Annotated in this window: 12 protein-coding genes and 1 pseudogene; 5 read left to right on the top strand and 8 right to left on the bottom strand. The window is 68.7% G+C overall.

The features are described from left to right. Position 1: 1 nt before the first annotated feature. Positions 2-127, bottom strand: coding sequence for a hypothetical protein (locus tag AB0H86_RS26620; RefSeq protein WP_362443684.1), 126 nt, complete (start codon positions 125-127; stop codon positions 2-4). Positions 128-239: 112 nt separating this feature from the next. On the opposite strand from AB0H86_RS26620, the pseudogene AB0H86_RS26615 reads away from it, so the two are divergent. Beyond that, positions 240-383: pseudogene (locus AB0H86_RS26615) on the top strand (ABC transporter); the annotation flags it as partial. 40 nt (positions 384-423) lie between these two features. On the opposite strand, the gene AB0H86_RS26610 reads toward AB0H86_RS26615, so the two are convergent. From AB0H86_RS26610 to AB0H86_RS26580, 7 genes are all read right to left on the bottom strand, one after another. Further along, positions 424-846: a hypothetical protein gene (locus tag AB0H86_RS26610; protein ID WP_362443681.1), complete on the bottom strand. Its 423-nt coding sequence runs from the start codon at positions 844-846 to the stop codon at positions 424-426. Between the two features lie 162 nt (positions 847-1008). Further along, entirely contained in the window at positions 1009-1905 is an 897-nt protein-coding gene (locus tag AB0H86_RS26605; protein ID WP_362443678.1) for an aminoglycoside phosphotransferase family protein, read from the bottom strand. 212 nt (positions 1906-2117) lie between these two features. Next, positions 2118-3392 (bottom strand): protein kinase, encoded by a 1275-nt coding sequence (locus AB0H86_RS26600; RefSeq protein ID WP_362443675.1) that lies wholly within the window; start codon positions 3390-3392, stop codon positions 2118-2120. Positions 3393-3400: 8 nt separating this feature from the next. Beyond that, positions 3401-4129: a tetratricopeptide repeat protein gene (locus AB0H86_RS26595; RefSeq protein WP_362443672.1), complete on the bottom strand. Its 729-nt coding sequence runs from the start codon at positions 4127-4129 to the stop codon at positions 3401-3403. Positions 4130-4333: 204 nt separating this feature from the next. Next, positions 4334-8101 carry a protein kinase gene (locus tag AB0H86_RS26590; protein ID WP_362443669.1) on the bottom strand — a complete coding sequence of 1256 codons (3768 nt, stop codon included), beginning with the start codon at positions 8099-8101 and terminating at the stop codon, positions 4334-4336. 9 nt (positions 8102-8110) lie between these two features. Then, complete coding sequence (locus tag AB0H86_RS26585; RefSeq protein ID WP_362443666.1) at positions 8111-8794, bottom strand: SAVMC3_10250 family protein; 684 nt, start codon at positions 8792-8794, stop codon at positions 8111-8113. A gap of 531 nt (positions 8795-9325) precedes the next feature. Further along, entirely contained in the window at positions 9326-9874 is a 549-nt protein-coding gene (locus AB0H86_RS26580; protein WP_362443664.1) for a hypothetical protein, read from the bottom strand. A gap of 249 nt (positions 9875-10123) precedes the next feature. On the opposite strand from AB0H86_RS26580, the gene AB0H86_RS26575 reads away from it, so the two are divergent. From AB0H86_RS26575 to AB0H86_RS26560, 4 genes are all read left to right on the top strand, one after another. After that, the gene (locus AB0H86_RS26575; protein WP_362443662.1) at positions 10124-10393 is read left to right on the top strand and encodes a hypothetical protein; all 270 of its coding nucleotides are present in this window, start codon (positions 10124-10126) and stop codon (positions 10391-10393) included. Between the two features lie 218 nt (positions 10394-10611). Next, positions 10612-13011: a glycosyltransferase gene (locus AB0H86_RS26570; protein ID WP_362443659.1), complete on the top strand. Its 2400-nt coding sequence runs from the start codon at positions 10612-10614 to the stop codon at positions 13009-13011. Between the two features lie 162 nt (positions 13012-13173). After that, on the top strand, positions 13174-13557 hold the full coding sequence (locus AB0H86_RS26565) for a hypothetical protein (RefSeq protein WP_362443656.1): 384 nt from the start codon (positions 13174-13176) through the stop codon (positions 13555-13557). A gap of 149 nt (positions 13558-13706) precedes the next feature. Continuing rightward, complete coding sequence (locus AB0H86_RS26560; RefSeq protein ID WP_362443653.1) at positions 13707-14675, top strand: glycosyltransferase family A protein; 969 nt, start codon at positions 13707-13709, stop codon at positions 14673-14675. Positions 14676-14678: the final 3 nt, after the last annotated feature.

The following is a 14678-nucleotide window of genomic DNA, read 5'->3' as shown; positions in this document are numbered from 1 at the left end:
ATCAGGCGCCGCTCGCGGCGAGATCACGCAGACGCTGGTCGCCGTTCATGGCGAGCATGTCGCGGTGCTCGGGATGCCAGCCCAGTTCCTGCGCGCGGACGGCACAGATGCCACGGGAGGCGGCCACGGCGAGCACGCGGCCGTGCGCCGAGTGGGAGGAACACCTTCAAACGGCGGGGCAGGAAGCAAAGCCTGCTCCAGCGCCTCCGTCAGGTCCGCCCACCCAGGAGCCGGGCACCTTCGACGCCCGCGCCGGCGCCGGCCTGACCCGCGGCTGGACCCTGATCGCCATCGGCTTCACCGGCGCCCTGGTCTTCCGCCTCGCCATGACCCACTACTACGACCGCAAGGGACTCCACGGCCTGGTCGCCAAGGAAGCCTGAATGGCGCATACGCCCCTGCTTTCGCCGTTGACGGGGGTGGCTACACGGCCTTCAGGGGCTCCTTGAAGGACTTGCGGAACACCGGCCCGGCGAAGGGGATGATCGGCGACAGCATCTTCGCCTTGACCGAGCTGGGATGCCGTTCGAGTTTGACATCGATACGGGTGCCGTCGTCCGTGGGCGTCATCTGGAAGTTCCACCCACCCGACCCGAAGGGCGTCGATTCGCGCGTGGTGACGGTGACCCTGTTCTGTGACGGATCCCATTCATAGCGTGCGCGCTCCCACGACTTGTCATTCCCCTCAGTGACCTCAGCCCAGGTCTCGCCCCTTTCATGGACCTGGAAGTGCTCGGCGTCGATGGAAGGCCACTGTTCGACTCGCGAAGGGCTGAAGTTGGTCAGTACCCCCATTACCTCGGAGGGGCTCATCGAGGATTTCAGATGGAAATGCAGGGATGGCATGATCTGCTCCTTGGTTCGAGAAGGCCGAACCGTCAAGGCCCATCTCTCAGCATGCGCCCCGGACTGCTCCTGTGCACCGGCATGCTCTTGCTCCAGCGAGTTCCCTCTCGCCGAGTGCCGTCCTAACAGCCCCTGAGTGCGGCATCTCGCCCCATGCCCGCGTCAAACGCCCTTCAGCACACGATCAAGTGCCGCCCGGCCTACAGGTCCCCAGTTCGGCTTGCCGCCGGGAAGGCCCCGATCTCCGTTCTGCCCCATGAGCATCAGGAAGAGGCTCTTCATAGCGGCCAGCCCGCGGGCGCGCCGGATCGCCGCCTCGTCTGCATGCGCGTACGTGTCGAAGAACCGTGAGGCCGTGCCCGCGGGTAGCAGCACCCATGCGGCGGCGAGGTCCCACGCCGGATCACCGGCGAACATGGCACCGAAGTCGACGATGCCCGAGAGCGTTCCGTCCGAGACGACGACATTCGCGGGATGAAGGTCGCCGTGCACCCACACAGGCGGGCCCTCCCACACGTGGGCCGCAACGGCGTCGTCCCAGACAGCCCGGACGTCGTCAGCGATGTCGTCGGGGGCAACGGCCTGGAAGAAGGCCTCGAAGCCGTCCGTGCAGTTCCTGGGATGGGCACCGCGGTCCGTACTGATCGGCGCCTCGGCGGGCGCCTCCACATGGAGCGCCTGGAGGAAGCCCGCCAGCGTGTCGGCCGCGTGGGCGCCGCGGCTGATCGAGCCGTGGTCCAGCGGCTCGCCGGGAACCCACGTCATCACGGTCCAGTGCTTGGGGAAGCGCTCGGACGGTTCGCCGAACCGCACCGGGGTCGGCACCGGGAGCGGCAGGCGCGGGGCCAGCACGGGCAGCCACCGCCGCTCCTTGAGCTGGAGCTCCGGGGTGGGGTCCATTCGCTGCATGCGCACGGCCAACTCGTCCCCGAGGCGCCACATTTGGTTGCCCCAGCCACCCGCCACCTCACGGATGGCCAGCCCCGCAAGGTCTGGATGTTGCTCCTGCAGCAGGTCGCGGACCAGGTCTGCGGTGATCTCGATCTCGGTGTCGGTCATGCGAAGTCACAGTACTGAGACGGCAGGGGCGTAGTGGAACGCACACTCCCGCCACAACCAGCGCAGCGCCGCCAGTTTCCCGTGACCGACCACCAGTCTGGTCGCCGACAGAGTCGAAGCCGATGCCCGGTGCCAGCCGCGTTGCCGGGGTGGATCAGTGTCAGCACGCGGCTGGAGGCCGCACGGATCCGCACGGCAACGGCCCCGGCCCTTCAGAGTGCCTGCAGGAGCGCGTGCTTGAGTGCCTCAGCCGATGTGCCGGGCAGGCGCGGACTGTCCACCAGCGTGGCGTCGATCACCGCGGCGAGCCCGGGTGGGATCGAGGAGAGGCGTTCACGGATCGGCACCGAGGGCTCGCGCAGCACCACGGCGACCGGGTCCGAGCCGACCGGGAAGTCCCGCGGGGCATGTCCGGTGAGCATCCAGTAGAGCGACGCCGCGGTCGCCCAGATGTCGACCTCGGGCCTGGCGAACTTGTAGTTCACGATCTGGGCACGCGGCATGAAGGCGACACTGCCACCCACTGCCCCGGTACGGGTGAGGCCTGAGAATCCGGCCCGGTCGAACGCCTTCGCGAGACCGAAGTCCGCGAGTTTCACCACCGGCGCGTCGCCCGGCCCGGACAGCAGGATGTTCTGCGGTTTGATGTCCCGGTGCACCAGTCCACGGCCGGAATCCACGGAACCGTCCGCCAGTTGAACGCTGGGGATCGCGGCGTGGTGCGCGTACACGAGCGCGTCGAGCACCTGGGTGGCGATCGCGACGGCTTCCCCGGGCGGCAACGGGGTGCCTCGCCGCGCGATCAGCCGGTCGACACTGCCGCCCTCGCAGTACTCGCAGCAGAAGAACAGTGCCTCTCCGGTGGTGCCGCTGCCACGGAACTCGACCACGTTCGGGTGCCGGAGGGCCCTGGTGTTCTCTATCTCACGCAGGAACTCCCGTCTGGCCTCCGGCTCCGTGGCGACCTCGGCGGTCAGCAGCTTCACGGCGATGAGCTCCCCGGTGTTCTTGTGGCGCGCCAGGTGGACGACGCCCTGCCCCCCGCGGCCCAGCTCCCTGAGCAACTCGTAGTCGTGGACGGCGAAAGGCGCGTCGTCGCCAGGCGCTGTGACGGACACGAGCAGCTCCATGCGGCCGACGCGCACCACGTCGCCGTCGGACAGCACCACGTCGCCGTCGAACAGCGCCAATTCGCCCTCGGCCAGCGCCAGTTCGCCGTCGCCAAGCCGCGGCCCCGGCTGCCGGCCACCGATCTTCATGCCGTTGACGTAGGTGCCGTTGAGGCTCCCCAGGTCGCGGACCCGCACCTCGGGCGGATCGATGTCGAACCGGCAGTGTCTCCGCGAGACCCGCACGTCGTCATCCGGCATTCGCAGCTCGCAGTCACGCGCCCGGCCCGCGACGAGCGTCGTCGGGCGCGTGTACTCGTACGTCTTCCCAGCGGTGGGGACAGCCCCCCTCACCGTCAGTATCACCGTCGTCGGCATGGTCTCCGCTACTCCCCCTCACGCCGCCGGGTGTCCTCGTAGAGGCGGCGGGCGATGCGGGCCTCCTCCAGGCGCCCCAGCCGTTCGAGGGCGTAGGCCTTGTTGTGGTAGTTGTGGGCGAGGTCGGGGCCGATGCTGATGGCTGTGTCGATGGCCGCCACCGCTTCCTCGTACCGGCCGAGCTTGATCAGCGCGGCCCCCCTCGCGGCGTGGGCGTAGCCGATGGCATCCGTGCCCCCGGCGGCCTCGTTCACGGCGTGCAGCCGGACGGCCTCGTCCAGGTCGGCGAGCGCCTCGGCAGGCCGGCCCAGGTCGGACAGGGTGACCCCTTTGTTGACGAGCGCGTTCACGTAGCGGGGCTCGATTCTGACGGCCTGGGCGTAGGCCTCAACAGCGTTCTCCGGCTGCCGGAGCTTCAAGAAGACGTTGCCGCGGTCGAACATCGCCTGGACGTGGGCCGGATCGCGACGATTGGCCTCCGCGAAGGCATCAAGGGCTTCCGCGAGTCTGCCCAGTTCCACCAGCGCGATTCCACGATGGAAGTGGGCGGCGGCATACCCCGGACGCAACCGCACCGCCTCGTCGAACGCGGTCAGTGCCCTGTCGGCTCGGCCCGCCTCGCCAAGCGCCTTCCCCCGGCGGTAGTAGGCGGTGGCGTCGGAGACGGGACGGTCGGAGGCCTGCTGTCCGGGGCGAGCCCTGTCCAGCCTGCCGCCGCAGGAGCCGCAGCTCTTCACGACGGCGAATGTGCGCCCGCGTCGATTCGCGGCACACCGGTCACAGAAGGCCTCACCGCACTCCCTGCAGAAGAAGTATTCCGTCGACCAGTATTCCGGCTCCGCCGCGGCGACAGGATTGCCGCCGGGAAGACCGGACACCGAGATCAGCCGCTCGCAGGCCCAACCGGAGCAACCAAGTACGGCCACAGGTGTTCCCCCCGCTCATCGCATCCTCCGGGGCAGCCCCGGCCGGGGCTGCCCGCTGTCGCTGCCGGGCCCTCGCATCCGCTGCAGCTGCGCGCGTACGCCGTCGGGCCGCAGCCATCCGAAGCCCGCATCCGCCAGTGTGTCCAGCAGTCGTCGGAAGTCCTCCTCCGTCCACGCCGGTCCACCGCGCACGCCGGGCGTCAGGAAGACGTCCAGGTAGGGGCGTGCGCCCTCGTCCCAGTCAGCGGGCGCGGGGAAGTCGTACTCCCAGTCGAGCTCCCAGACCCGCATGATCTTGTCGGCGCCGCAGGTCAGCAGGGTGCGGCCGTCGGAGCTCAGCCCAGCCAGCCGGGTTGTCGCCTTGCTCCCCTGGATGACGTGCCGGTATGTGCCCGACGACAGGTCCCATGCCCGGACCACGCGGTCCTCGCCGGTGGACAGCAGGAAGCGGCCGTCGCCGGTGGCGAGCGCCTGCTCGGCTCCGGCGTCGGTCAGCTCGTGCAGGCAGTCGCCGCTCCTCGGATCCCAGACGCGGATCACCCCTTCCACGTCGATCGCGAACGCGATACGCCCGTCAGGGGTCACCTCCAGCGAGGTGACGCGATCCAAGGTGATGTGACCGGTGGCGGCACTTCTCAGCAGTGGTCCATCCCGGCCCGTCGTCAAGTCCCACGTGGGGATCACGCTGTTCACACACACCAGCCCTGTGCGGCCGTCGATGCTCATCGCGCACAGGAAGGCACTGTCGGTGCATCCCATCAGGGTGTGCGGGCTGCGCCCGGTCGCCAGATCCCACACCCGAATGTGGTTGTCGGCTTGGCCGGACACGGCGATCCGGCCGTTGGTCCGCAACGTCACCGGCCTGAGGCTCTGCGGGCGCCGCCAGGTCCGCGGTCCCAGCCTGCGCAGGCAGCGGCCTTCGAGGAGGTCCCACACGCGCAGTTCCCGGTCCCCGCTGCCGGAGACCGCGATCCGTCCGTCAGGGCTCACCTCCACCGCCTGCACCTCATGGCGGTGACCGGTCAGAGTATGGAGGCAGGCACCGGTCCCCGTGTCCCACACCCGGACCGTCCTGTCATCACTGGCCGTCACCGCACGTCGGCCGTCGGGGCTGAACACGAAAGCGTTGACGGTGCGTATGTGGCCGTCCAGCGTGTGCAGTGGGCGCCCGGTCCGTACGTCCCATATCCGCAGGCCCTCGATGCGGTGGTCGGACAGCGCGAGGCGGCCGTCGGGGCTCAGGACCGCGTTCTCCGCGTCGATGGCGACTTCGAGGATCTCCCAGGCGGCCCGCAGGCCGCTGCGCCGGCCGCGGCGGCCGACCCGGGCCCACTGGTCGAGTACATCGCGGTTGCGCTCGTGGCCGGGTACCCTCCGGGCGGCACGGAGTTCCTCGGCGGCGGCGTCCGGCTGACCGTTTCCGAGGAACCGGGCCGCCCGTTCCAGGGCCAGTCCCACGACGTCCGCTTCCCTGACCAGTTCGACGGCGGTCCTCGGCCTGGGATGGCTCCACGGCGACGGCGGACCACCGGGCACCAGGTCGAGCACCTGCACGGTCCCCTCGGTGGTGGCGATGACTCCGGTACGGCCGTCGCTGCTCAACGCGGTTCCATGCGCGAACCGCGGACCGCCCAGCGTGCGCAGGCTGCGTCCGGTCCGCGGTTCCCACAACCGCATGACGTGGTCGGAACCCTGAGACAGCACCCGGCTGCCGTCACCACTGACCGCGAGATAGCTGCCCAGGCGCGCCCGCCCGTTCGCCACACTCCGCGGGCGGCCCCTCTCCAGGTCCCAGACCTCGGTCATCCCGCCGTCCTGAACGGTCAGGGCGACCCGCCCGTCGGCGCTGAAGACCGCGCGAGCGCGCCGTAACTGTACGGAGTGCAACAGATGACCGGTGGCGGCTTCCCACACGCGCAGTCGCTGCGTCGCCGCCTCGAAACGCAGCACTCGCAGACCGTCGGGGCTGACGGCGACGGCCCCGCCAAAGCCCTCTGACCGGTCGTGCCGACCCTCCTGCAAGGTCCGGGCCAGGCGCCCGGTGCCGGTCTCCCAGACCAGCACCGCCCCGTCGGGGCTCGCCGACACCAGCAGACGGCCGTCCGGGCTCAGGGCGACCGACTCGATCTTCGCCGCGTGATCCGCGAGCCGGTGCAGACGGCGTCCGGTGGCCACCTCCCACACGAGTACGGATCCGTCCGGGCCGCCGGAGGCGACCAGCCGGCCGTCCGGGCTCAGCGCGACCGCGTCGGTTCTTCGTTCGTGGCCCCGCAGGGTGCGCAGGCAGTGTCCCGTGGCCAGGTCCCACACCCGTACGGTGCCGCCTTCGCTGCCCGGCGGCGACGGGCTCCTGTTGTCGGAGCCCCCTGACACGGCCAGCCGCCCGTCCGGGGTCAGCGCCACGGCTTCCACCCAATTGAGGTGGCCTTTCAGTTCCAGGGGCGGGCGGGGCCCGGGCATGCGCTGGGCGAGTGCCAGGGCTTCGGCGACTCCCGGCTCATGTCCTGCCTGCCTGACCACTCCCCGAAGGGTCGTCAGGGCGGCTTCCGGATCGCCGCGTTCAAGGTGGACCAGGCCGAGGAGGTACTCGTCGGTCCAGTCGTGGTCGTGGCCGGCCTGGATGTCCCGCAGTTCGGTGATGAGCTGTTCGTCGGTCAGCCCGCCCTCGCGCCAGCGGTACAGACCGCGGTTGTAGACCGTGTGCGGGTGGTGCGGATCGGCACGCAGGGCCCGCTCCCACAGGGCTGCCGCGCGCTCCGGGTGCCCGAGGTCGAGCATCGACAGCGCCTGGTTGGACAGTCCGTCGGCGAGCAGCGTCGCCGCCGTCGGCCGCTCACGGGGGTAGGGTTCGCCGGTTTCCCGGGCATAGACGCCCATCAGCTCGTCGGCCAGTTCGTCCATCCCGGCGGAACGGGCGGCCGGATCCTGGCGAAAGCACCGTCTCAGCAGCTCCACCAGCCCGGCGGGCATCGGCGGAGCCGACAGACCGTCAGTCCCTGCCCGGTCCCGGTCCCGGTCGATTAACTCCTCGAACACCTCGGCGGCGGCCTGGCCGTAGCGAGTCGGCGGATGCCCGGCGAAGAGCTCCAGCACGCTCACCGCCCAGGACCACACATCCGTGGCACGCGTGAGGCGCACGGGCGCTCTCCTGGCGGCCAGTGCCTGTTCGGGTGAGCAGTACGCGGCGGTCATCCCGGCGAAGCTGACCGTGGGTTCAGCCGACGGTCGGGAGGCGGTGGGCTCTCCCGCCGCGGCCCGGACCTTGGCCAGACCGAAGTCGGTGACCTTGACCGTCCCGTCCCGGGTCAGCATCACATTGGCGGGTTTGACGTCCTGGTGCACCAGCCCTTGCCGGTGCGCGTGATCGAGTCCCCAGGCGAACTGGATCGCTATGTCGAGAATCCCGCCTAGCATGCGCCGCGGGCCGCCCCGGTAGATACGGCGGCTCCGGACCGCCTCCGCGAGACTGCCGCCGTCAACCCACTCGGCGAATACCCGGGGCACGTCGTCGAGCCGGCGAACGTACGCGCAGTGCACGGTGTGCGGATGGAGGCCGAGGTCGACCCATGACTGGGCCTCGGCCTCGAAGTGCCGCAGCCTCTCCGGTGACGAGACCAGTTCCTTTCGAGGCACCTTGACGGCCAGATCCACGTTCCAGCCCCGGTGGCGGACCCGGTAGACCAGTCCCATTCCTCCGCTGCGTACGACGTCGAGAACCTCGTAGAGCCCGAGGATCACCTCGCCGCGCTGCCATTCGTCAACGACGCCCCGCTCGCCGTCCATCCGGCGCCCTCAGTCCACGAGCGCGACGTACAGCGGGGACCCCAGCAGCACCGTCATGCCGTCATGGGAACCGGATTCGGAGGAGGGGATCGGCCCGTGCAGCAGCCGTTTGGCGAGGAACTCGACTTTCTGCGCGGGCGCTCTCAGCAGGGTGGTCGCCCGTTGAACGGCCCTCAGCGGGACCAGATTCGGGTCGAGGGGCGCCTGACCGGCGTCCTCGAAAAGTTCCTCGATCTCCGGGTGCTCGGCGAGCCCGTCGAGGAGCGAGGGCATGAGGGAACGCGCGAGAACCGCGTTGTCGCCGTCCGGTGCGGAGAGCGGCGAGCCCAGGACATGCCGGCTGGAGCCGCCCAGCCCGAGGACGGTGCGTTCGGTGCGGCCGCCGAAGTAGACCAGTGACGACCCGGCGCCGGTGGCGAACGGCCCCCACCGCATGTCCATCAGGCCCCTGAAGAACTGTCCCGGCTCGTCGACCGTGCCCACATCGCCGACTTCGTCGAGATGACGGACGACGCGCTCCAGCCGGGTGATCGGGTCGGTGCCTTCGGACACCTCCGTGCCCCGCTTGGCGCCGACGACCTTGAGACCGACGCTGACCTCCGACGTCCGCTTCCGGGTGAACGCGGGATCGATCTGCTGGAGCAGCATGTCGACCTTGGTGTCGCTTACGTAGAGGTAAAAACGAAAGGACAACAGACTCCCCCGAATCAGCTCTCGCCCGTGCGCAATCCGCGGCCGCCCGGATGCGCGCCCCGCCGCCCGCACGTCCGCCCCTCGGGCGGTCTGGCCGCGTGAACGCCGGTATCCATGAGGCTACACCGCGCCTCAGAGCCGGGAGTAGGGAAGAAAGGCCAAATTCAGAGGGCGAGAAACGACCGCCGCCGTGAGCTTGGAGGCGGGTCCGCGCGGCGATGTGCCACGTTCCGACGTGGGTGTTGGAGACCGGCCGAGGATGACCTGGTGCCCCGTACGTACGAGCGAGTGGCAGCGGACTGGGCTGCCACACGCGCATGGTGGCTGCGGACTTCGAGGCGGAGGCCGCCCTGCGCAACCTCTTCCACCGGATGCTCGGCCAGCTCTGTCGCTGCCTGCGGGAGCACGAGCTGTTCGCTGAACAGACGGCATTCCCTGTCGAAGCACGTCACGTGCAGCGAGTCATCGGACTCCCGCAGCCGCTGGACCGTCGACGCCGGCCCAGCATCACGGATGATCGCAGTTGTGCGGCTACCAGTTGTGCGCCACGTCCACCACCAACCGGTCGGGAAGCACCATCACCCGGAACGGCAACGTGGCCCGGACACCGAGTCCGATGTGGGTCCCCCCGTCGTAGTGGCCGCCGAACTTCGCGTCCCGGAAGGTCCGGTATCCGCTGAAGTCCAGTCCCGGCAGCGGATCCGCGAGCCCGACGTCGTACTGCGAGTCGTCGACCGGCGCGGTGAACTCGATCTCGATGACCGCCCCTCCCGCGACCGGGATACCGGTCTGGGACGGGGGATGGGCGAAACCCGGGACGTACTGGACCCAGTACAGGGCCGGGTCTGCCGTCGTCATACCCGGAATATCCAAAACCATCCGGTCGTAGCAGGCGTGCCGGCCGGTCCTGACATCCGTCAGGGAACCGGTCATCGCCATCGATCCCGGCGCGGCCTTCGCCATACTCCCCCAGCCCGTCTCGCAAGCTGTGGTCTGCGGCGCGGCAGCGGCAGTCGACACTGTGCCCGCTCCCGTCAGTACCAGCGCCAGCACTGCCAGCACGGTTGCCCAGCGTCTCATCGGCGAGCAACTCCCTTCCATTTTCTGCGAATTGCGCATCTACGCCATGTGAGACAAAGGGGAAAGGGAAATGGTTGGAGACGACGACAGTCACGTTTCGGACATTCCCGCCGGACTGCCGGAGGTTGAGACGCTCAGCGCCCGCGGCGCACAGTCGGCCACCATGGCCCTGCTCGTCGAACGCGGCTTCGTCTTGCGAGGGCGATCAGCAGCGGTCCCACCACCACTCATCTCTGCTCCTTCACCGGCATGCGGCAGAAACCCGCCCTTGGTGGCGAGCGGGTCATCTGTCACGATCAAGCCGTGGTCAACCTTTCGAAGTTCGCGCGGCAGGCAGACATCCTCCTCGACCTGATGGGCGCGGCGGTTGGCGCGATGTTCTTGCTGGTGGGCATCGAGACCTACCGCGACGGTGGATCCTTGGGCTGGCTCATAGCCGGATCAGTGCTGTTCTTGATCAACCTCTGGGTGGCCTGGCGTCGATTCGCCCGGCGCAGGAAGCCGACTCCGTCGCAGTAGCGGCACACAGACAGTCGCCCGTGCCCCATAAGCGCCCGATGGGGCCGGAATCTCGTACGACTGCCGAATACCGCGACCTCACCCCGGAGAACTTGACTGCGGACTGCCCCCCCCTTCGGGCGCACGCCCTCACACGCGAATGGGCCGCCCGGGTGAATGTTCTACCGACGGGTCCCACTGGAAATCCTGTCGGCCAAGCGGATCGGCATACTGTGTGAATGCGGATGCAGAAGAAGATTCCCGCCTTGATTCACCAGACTTGGAAAGACGCTGATGTGCCCGACCAATGGAAAAAATGGGCCGATTCATGGCGTCTGCACCACCCCGGCTGGGGATACCGTTTGTGGACCGACTCCGACAATCGCGCTTTTCTCCAGGAGCACTATCCATGGTTCCTGCCGGTCTACGACGGCTATGCGGAACCAATCATGCGGGCCGACGCAATTCGCTATTTCCTGCTCGACCATTTCGGCGGGCTCTACGTGGACCTGGACTTCGAGTGCCTGAGTCCGGTCGACGGAATCCTTGAGGGTCGCGAACTCGTCCTCGGCTGCGAGCCCGAGGTGCACACGCAGATGCTGCTGGCCCGTCAGCGCGGATTCAGCCGTATCGTCGGCAACGCGTTCATCGCGTCACGGCCGGGCCACCCCTTCTGGGCCCATGTGCACCGACAGTTGGTCGGCGCCCACAGAATTCCTGGAGCTCTGGACGCCACAGGCCCCTTCTTCCTCAGCAGAGCGATCGACCGCGCCCCGGAGCCCGACTCGATGACGATCCTCGGACCGGAGATCCTGTACCCCGAGGTGAGCCCGTACGCGACAGAGCTGTTCGGCCCTCAGAAAGCCGACTACGAGCGCGCCTACGCCGTGCACCACTGGTCCGGCAGCTGGGTGCGCGACGCCCCCGGGACTCCGCGGACGTCGGTCGGCAAACGGCTTCCGTTCTGGGCGAGCCAGGAGCTGCAACCGCTCGCCGACGGCCTGCTCAACCTGGACGCGCAACGTCGCCGCTGGGCCACGGGCACGCCCGCGCCGATGGTGTCATGCCTGATGGTGACGAAGGACCGCTCGTCGACGGCCCGTCGCGCGATCACGTGCTTCCGTACGCAGACCTACCCTCGTCTGGAACTGGTCGTCGTGGAGGACGGCACGGACGACGCCCTTGAACAGCACATTCGCGAGCTGGACGACCCGAGGATCCGCCATCACCGACTCCCCCCGGAGGGGCGGCCGTTGGGCGAACTGCGCAACGAGGCGGTGGACCGGGCCACCGGGCCCTACGTATGCCAGTGGGACGACGATGACCTGTACGACCCGGAGCGGGTCGAGACACAGATGGCGGCGATTCTCGCGCTCGACGCCGAGGCCTGCTTCCTCGCACGCGAACGGCTGTGGTGGCCGGCTCGCCACAAGCTCGCGATCTCCTGCGCGCGTGTGTGGGAGGGGTCAATGGTGTGCGCCAAGGCCCGCCTCCCGCGCTACCCGGCACTGCGCCGGGGCGAGGACACCCCGGTTGCGGAAGAGGTGGTCCGCACCTGCCGGGTGGTGTCGCTCGACGCACCGGAGCTGTACACGTACGTGTGTCACGGCAGCAATACGTTCAACGAGGCCCATTTCGCGGAGCACTTCGACGTGGCGACCGAGATCTGGTCCGAACCCGGCGCATACGCCGAGCGGTTGCTCGCGATGGCGACCCGCCTGCCGATCGGGCCGGACGACATCGCCCACGCCGAGACCGGCGCTGCCGCCCGAGCCTCCGAGCGAAGACCACGGACGGCTCTTGAGCCCGCCCCGGGTCCGGCGAGTGAGCGACCCCTGGTGCTGGTGCTCACCCCTCTCAAGGACGCAGCGGCGTTCCTGCCGGGCTATCTGGAGAACCTTCGCGCCCTGGACTACCCGCGCGAGGCGATCTCACTGGGCCTGCTTGAGGGAGACAGCACGGACGCGACGCCGGAGCTGCTCCGACAGGTCCTGCCCGGCCTTGAGGCGGAGTACCGGCGGGTCACCCTCGTGCACCGTGACTTCGGCCTCCAGTTGGCCGGACCCCGTTGGGAGCCCGGCGTCCAGCGTGGGCGCCGATCGGTGCTGGCCAAGGTACGCAACCATCTGCTCTCCCAAACCCTCGCCGACGAGGAGTGGGTCCTGTGGCTCGACGCGGATGTCACCGGCTACCCGGCAGACCTCGTCCAGCGCCTGCTCGGAGCGCGCAAGGACATCGTCGTCCCGCACTGTGCCACAACGACCGGTGGACCCACCTACGACCTCAACACCTTCGTCCTGCACCCCAGGGCCGGCACGCTCAACTGGTCCCAATGGCTGCGCGACGGCATTCTGCAGCCGCCCAGGGGGTTCGGCCGGACGTACCTCGACGAGTTGCGCGGGCAAGGGCTCATCCGCGTCGACTCGGTCGGCGGCACCGCACTGCTGGTACGCGCCGACCTCCACCGGGACGGTCTGATCTTCCCCTCCTTCCCGTACCAGCACCTCATCGAGACCGAGGGTCTGGCCGCGATGGCCCGGGACATGGGCACGGCCTGCTGGGCGCTGCCCGACCTGGAAGTGCTGCACCCGCACCACGCCACGGATCTGGCGGACATCGGGGCCATGTCCCCGTCGTGACCGATCGGGGCCGGGCGTTGGGTGCCGGACCGCGAGTACACCACATGGAGTAATCACGATGGCACGGTGAGTAATGAAATCCTACGGTGGTGCCACTGCCCCTTCCGTGAAGTTCACCCACCGTAGTGGGGCAGCTCCCAGTCCCGAGAGAAAGGCATCACCGTGAAAGCCCGTGTCATGTCCTCCCTGGCCCTCCCTGCCGCACTGGCAACCGCCGGACTGCTCAATACCGCGGAGGCGGCCTACGCGACCGCCCTCGGTCCGGAGACGCTGACAGCGTCCGCACCATACGCGCACCAAGGACAGCTGATAGGCGGCGACGTCACCCTCGCCTCCGTGGACGGGCGCCCCTGCGCCCCCATCGGGAACGTCACCATCACCGACTACGGGCACTGCTGCACGCCCATCGGCAACATGACCATCACCGACTACGGGCACTGCTGCACGCCCATCAGCAACGTGACCATCTGCGACTACGGGCACCATCAGGAGCACGGGCACAACCACCACCACCTCGTGCCTGGGCGTCAAACGCTCTCCAGCTAGCACGCGGTCCGGCTGGTCCGCTGCGACGTGGTCCTCGAACAGGGCCGGGGGGGGCGTCGGCGCCCGACGTCGCGGAATCCTGCCGACCGTACCCGCGGATCCCCTCCATTCCATCCCGTTCCGTTCCGTTCCGAAGCGAAAGATGGCGCATGTCCCACAGATCCGACCCTGTGGTCTCGGTGGTCATCCCCTGCCACAATTACGCCCGCTATCTGCCCGAGGCGGTGTCCAGCGTCCTCGGCCAGACGTTCCGCGCCTGGGAACTCGTCATCGTCGACGACGGCAGCACCGACGACACCGTCGAGGTGGTCCAGGAATTGGTTGCCCGCCACCCCGACCGGCGCATCAGGCTGCTCCAACAGGCCAATGCCGGGGTCTCCGCCGCGCGCAACACCGGAATCGAGGCCAGTGCCGGCCGTTACATTCTTCCGCTGGACGCCGACGACGTGATTGCGCCCACGATGCTGGAGAAGACCGTCGAGGTACTGGAGAGTGACCCCGACATCGCCATCGCCTCAACCGATGTGTTCACCTTCACCGAAGACGATCTGCCCCCGCAGGCGATGCCCCTCCCCGCGTACAGCAGAGAACTGCTGCTCCAGCGACTGATCATGTTCTACTGCTCGCTGTACCGTCGCGAAGCGTGGCAGACCGTGGGCGGGTACGACGAGACCATGCGGGCGGGAGAGGACTGGGACTTCTGGATCGGCTGCGTCGAGCACGGCTTCGACGCCCACCACATCCATGAGCCGTTGTTCGGGGCGCGCAACAAGGACACCGGACTGCACCTGGAAGCCGCCGAGAACGACCTGGCCATCCGGGCCCGGATCGTGGCCAACCACCCGGACTTGTTCAAGCCGATCACCCGTGGCTGGGCACACGCCGTGCTCACCCAGGACGCGGAAGCCTGCCTGCGGGACGAGCACGTGCCCGACGACATCCTCACCCGGGCCACCGAGATGGACCAGTTCCTCACCGCGGTCATGGCCCTGCAGCGCACCACGCGGGTGCAGTACTACCACATCCAGCGACTGGAGAAGGCCCTGGCTGCTCAGAGCGGCATCGCCGACCCATCCGTCCCGGAGAGAGCGCCCGCCCCGACGGCTTCCTCCGTTTGACGC

Origin of the sequence: Streptomyces sp. NPDC050997 (assembly GCF_040660135.1) — a bacterium.
Taxonomy (GTDB): Bacteria; Actinomycetota; Actinomycetes; order Streptomycetales; family Streptomycetaceae; genus Streptomyces.
This window is presented reverse-complemented; position numbering and strand designations above follow the sequence as displayed.